The following is a 4066-nucleotide window of genomic DNA, read 5'->3' on the forward strand; positions in this document are numbered from 1 at the left end:
GCGCGGATTCGTGTTCGACGCCAGCCATTCCTTCGTCGGGGTCAGATCGCCGCGTTCGGAGTCGATGATTCCCTTGGAGTCGAGGACGACGACATCCTTGACTCCGGCATCGTCGAGGATCTTGGCCACGGCCACTCCGGCAGCGCCTGCTCCGGAGAGGACGACCTTGATGGAGTCGAAGGACTTGTCGACCACGCGCAGCGCATTCGTCAGTGCGGCGAGGACGACGACGGCGGTGCCGTGCTGGTCATCGTGCATGACCGGAATGTCGAGGGCGGCCTTGACCCTGTCCTCGATCTCGAAGCAGCGAGGCGCCGAGATGTCCTCGAGGTTGACCGCGCCGAATGACGGGGCCATGCGGACAAGGGTCTCGACGATCTCGTCGGCGTCATTCGTGTCGAGGACGATCGGGATCGCGTCGAGTCCGGAGAAACGCTTGAACAGGGCGCACTTGCCCTCCATGACCGGCAGGGATGCCTTGGCCCCGATGTCGCCGAGGCCGAGCACGGCCGATCCGTCGGAGACGACGGCAACGAGGCGACCGGTCCAGGTGTGGGTCCGCGCCAGTTCCGGTTCGTCCTTGATCGCGGTGCAGACCTTGGCAACACCCGGGGTGTAGGCGATCGAGAGATCGCGCTGGGTTTCGAGCGGACGGGTGAGCTCGGCAGAGAGCTTGCCGCCTTCGTGCCCGGCGAAGATCTCATCATCGGTGATCGGCGGCAGCGAGTTCTGTGCGGCAGCGGCAGTAGATGTATCGGTCGTTGTCGTCATGTTTGATCCTCGTGGTCTCGTGACGGCCGGCATCGCAGCGATGCCGCCATCGGTGTTCGTCAGACCGCGGTGCCATACCACGGGGCATATCTGGCAGCGGTCGAATCGAAGAGCTGTCACCAAGATGGATGGTGCGGTGACGTCTGCGCAGTGTGGTTCGCGCCCTTTGTGAAGGACTGTGCGTGGCTGCGCAGGGCACGAGCGGTTCGCAGTCGGCCGAGTTCCGACCTCAAGAAACGCACTGTGCAACTCGGCCAGCATAGCCGATGAGTCACTGCTGTCCACCCTGAAAAGTCACCTTCGCCGAGGTTGCCGCCCCGTTTTGAGGCATGTTCACAATACCTTTGACCTGGATGAATTGAATCCGGAGGGACGCATTCTCACCCTCAGCTTCCTGTCACTGCGGCAGTCTGCCGGCCCTTCGCCCGTCCCCGGACCAGATCCACGATTCCGATGATTCCGGCGAAGACCATGACCGCGGCGATGAATCCGAATCCGGCGACGATCGCGGCCCCATAACCGGCCATCCCCTGGACGACGAAGAACAGGGCGGTGACGATCGCGATGCCGATCGCCGTTCCCACGCGCTGCCCGGTCTGCATCACCCCACCGGAGCTTCCCGCATATTCGACCGGCACATCGGCCAGGGTCAGGGTCTGATTGGGACTGATCGCCATGCCCTGGCCGACCCCGGTCAGACCCAGGCTCGCCAGCATCCACCAGATGCTGATGCCCAGGTCTTCGTGAGCGAGGACGATCAATGCAGAGGCGACGACTCCGACGATGGCGATGCCGACTCCGAGCACGACCATCTTGCGTCCGTAGGTGAGGACCACACGGCCGGAGGCTTGGGCACTGACAGCTGCCAACAGCGCCGAGGGCAGACCCATCAGTCCCGCTTCGAGTGCGGGGAAGCCGAGGCCGTTCTGGAGATAGAGGGCGACGATGACCCAGACTCCGGGCATGCCCACGAAATACATCGACGTCAGGGAAGCGCCATAGGCGAATGTGCGGGTGCGGAACAGAATCATGTCGACCATCGGGGCACCGCCTCGGCGGGCATATCGGCCCTCCCAGCGCACCCACAGCCAGATGACGACGGCACCTACGGGGACCAGAGCGTAGATCCAGGCACCGGCGGAGCGTTCGAGGAACGGAAGCATGACGAACAGGGTGCCCAGCGACAGGAGCACGAGGCCGACCGGATCGAAGTCGGCGCGCGCCTTGGCGGAGCCATCGGCATGATCGGCATCGGCTGCGCTGCCTCTCCATGCACTGGGCGGCAGCCAGAATCGGCCGAGGACGATGGCGGCCACGGCGATCGGCACATTGATGAGGAAGGCCGATCGCCATCCCCACTCCTCGCCGAGAAGCGCGATGAGCCCGCCGCCGAGCACGGGCCCGATGCCGACGGAGACACCGACGATCGTGCCGAACATGCCGAAGGCACGACCTCGGATCTTGCCGTGGAAGTACTGCTGCAGCATCCCCACGCCCTGAGGACTCAGCAGTCCCGAGCCGATGCCCATGACGATGCGTGCGACGTTGAGCATCACCGGGTCGGGAGCGAAGCCGGCGATGAGCGAGCCGAGGGCGAAGACGCTCACTCCGGCGACGAACAGCCTGCCCCGACCGAAGAGGTCACCGGCGCGACCGGCAGCGACGAGCAGCACACCGAAGGCCAGCGTGTAGCCGGAGAGCACCCATTGGATCGCGGAGTTCGAGGCCCCGATCGACTTCTGCATATCCGGCAGGATGACGTTGACGATGGACACGCTCAGCAGAGACATGAACATCGGCACCAGCATCACGGCGAGGATTCGGCGCTGCCCCGCCGACATGGCCGGTGTCTCTGAAGTTCCCGTCATTGATCCAGTTCTACTCCGCCAGTCAGATCGGCACAACACCCCACCACGGCGGTCTCGCTCACGCCTGCCACACCGTTGCGGCGGCGGTGTCGCTGTCCTAGCTTGCGAATGTAAAACGATCGTTGTACTTTGAGAGCATGACAGCTTCACGAGAACAGATCGTCTCCAGCGCAGAACGCGTCTTCGACCACCGCGGTTTCGCCGCGTCCGGCATGGACGATCTCACCGCAGCTGCAGGGGTCTCGACGCGCACCCTCTACAAGCACGTGGGGAACAAGACCGGCCTCGTCGTCGCCGTCCTCAAGGCCCGCACCTCCCGGTTCTTCGCTCACTGCCAAGCGGCGAGCGTCGACGAGCTCTTCGTCCGCCTCGAGGAATGGGTCGAGGCCGAGGGATCCCGTGGCTGTCTGTTCCTTCGCGCCCATGGCGAGGCCGGGGAATCGACACCGGAGATCGCCGAGGAGGTCGCCGGCTACCGCGGACGGCTGAGATCGATGATCGCCCGGATCGTCGGCGAGGACCTGGGAGACGACATCACTGTCGGCGAGGACGATGCCACCGTGACCCAGATCCTCGTTCTCTTCGAAGGCACCACCTCAACGGCGTCGTATCTGGGGACCGCTGCGGTCACCTCGGCGAGGGAAGCCGCCGCAACTCTCATGAACGATGCTCGAGGTCGGCGCTGAAGCGACTGCGGCATCGCACCTGTACGAACAATTGCACCACCCGCACAATTCGGAGGCTCCGCCATGCACCTGCTCACCGTCTTCTCCCACCCGATCCGCTCCAGCTACCCCGGCCAGGTGATGGACGCCTTCCACGAGCCGTTCCGCGCGGCAGGCCAATCCATCGACGTCCTCGACCTGCACGCCGAAGGCTTCGATCCGCGCTTCACCGAGGCCGATCATCAGCACTTCTGGGGCGCAGACATCCCGGACGGCATTGAAAGCATGCATCGGCGAGTCGAAGCCGCCGACAGTCTCGCGTTCGTGTTCCCCGTCTACTGGTGGTCGATGCCGGCGATGATGAAGGGGTGGATCGAACGCGTCTTCACCGGCGGATGGGCCTACCAGTACGGTGCCGGGGTGGCCGATCGCGGCATGCAGCCATTGCACGGGCTCCTCCCCCACGTTCCGACGGCACTGATCGGCATCGGCGGTTCCAAACAGCGCACCTATGACAAGTACGGGTATGAGGACGCCATGCGCACCCAACTCGATGTCGGGGTCTTCGCCTACAGCGGGATCACGGACGTCGAGTCCCACCTCATCCCGGACATCGAGGCACCGGGCAACACCGAGAATCGCGCCGCCGGACTCAATGAGGCTCGCAGCATCGCCACGGCCTTCGCCTCCCCCACCCGCCGGACTCGCAACGCCAAGGCCGAGCACCTGAACCGTCGTGTCGCGATGGCACCGTGAACGGAC

Annotated in this window: 4 protein-coding genes; 2 read left to right on the top strand and 2 right to left on the bottom strand. The window is 64.7% G+C overall.

All coding sequences use genetic code 11. The annotated features are described in order from the left end of the window. On the bottom strand, positions 1-771 hold a 771-nt coding region (locus L0G76_RS14630; protein ID WP_304357887.1), incomplete at its 3' end, for an NAD(P)-dependent malic enzyme. Positions 772-1157: 386 nt separating this feature from the next. Further along, positions 1158-2639 carry an MFS transporter gene (locus L0G76_RS14635; protein WP_304357888.1) on the bottom strand — a complete coding sequence of 494 codons (1482 nt, stop codon included), beginning with the start codon at positions 2637-2639 and terminating at the stop codon, positions 1158-1160. 137 nt (positions 2640-2776) lie between these two features. Between L0G76_RS14635 and L0G76_RS14640 the strand changes: the two genes are divergently transcribed. Both L0G76_RS14640 and L0G76_RS14645 read left to right on the top strand, forming a co-directional pair. After that, on the top strand, positions 2777-3325 hold the full coding sequence (locus L0G76_RS14640; RefSeq protein WP_304357889.1) for a TetR/AcrR family transcriptional regulator: 549 nt from the start codon (positions 2777-2779) through the stop codon (positions 3323-3325). Between the two features lie 63 nt (positions 3326-3388). Next, the gene (locus L0G76_RS14645) at positions 3389-4060 is read left to right on the top strand and encodes an NAD(P)H-dependent oxidoreductase (RefSeq protein ID WP_304357890.1); all 672 of its coding nucleotides are present in this window, start codon (positions 3389-3391) and stop codon (positions 4058-4060) included. Positions 4061-4066: the final 6 nt, after the last annotated feature.

The organism is Brevibacterium picturae (genome assembly GCF_030453725.1).
In the GTDB taxonomy this organism is placed as follows: Bacteria; Actinomycetota; Actinomycetes; order Actinomycetales; family Brevibacteriaceae; genus Brevibacterium; species Brevibacterium sandarakinum_A.

Excerpts from the sequence above, each read along its gene's own strand:
- L0G76_RS14635 (WP_304357888.1), bottom strand. The coding sequence starts at position 2,639 with ATGACGGGAACTTCAGAGACACCGGCCATGTCGGCGGGGCAGCGCCGA.
- L0G76_RS14640 (WP_304357889.1), top strand. The coding sequence starts at position 2,777 with ATGACAGCTTCACGAGAACAGATCGTCTCCAGCGCAGAACGCGTCTTC.
- L0G76_RS14645 (WP_304357890.1), top strand. The coding sequence starts at position 3,389 with ATGCACCTGCTCACCGTCTTCTCCCACCCGATCCGCTCCAGCTACCCC.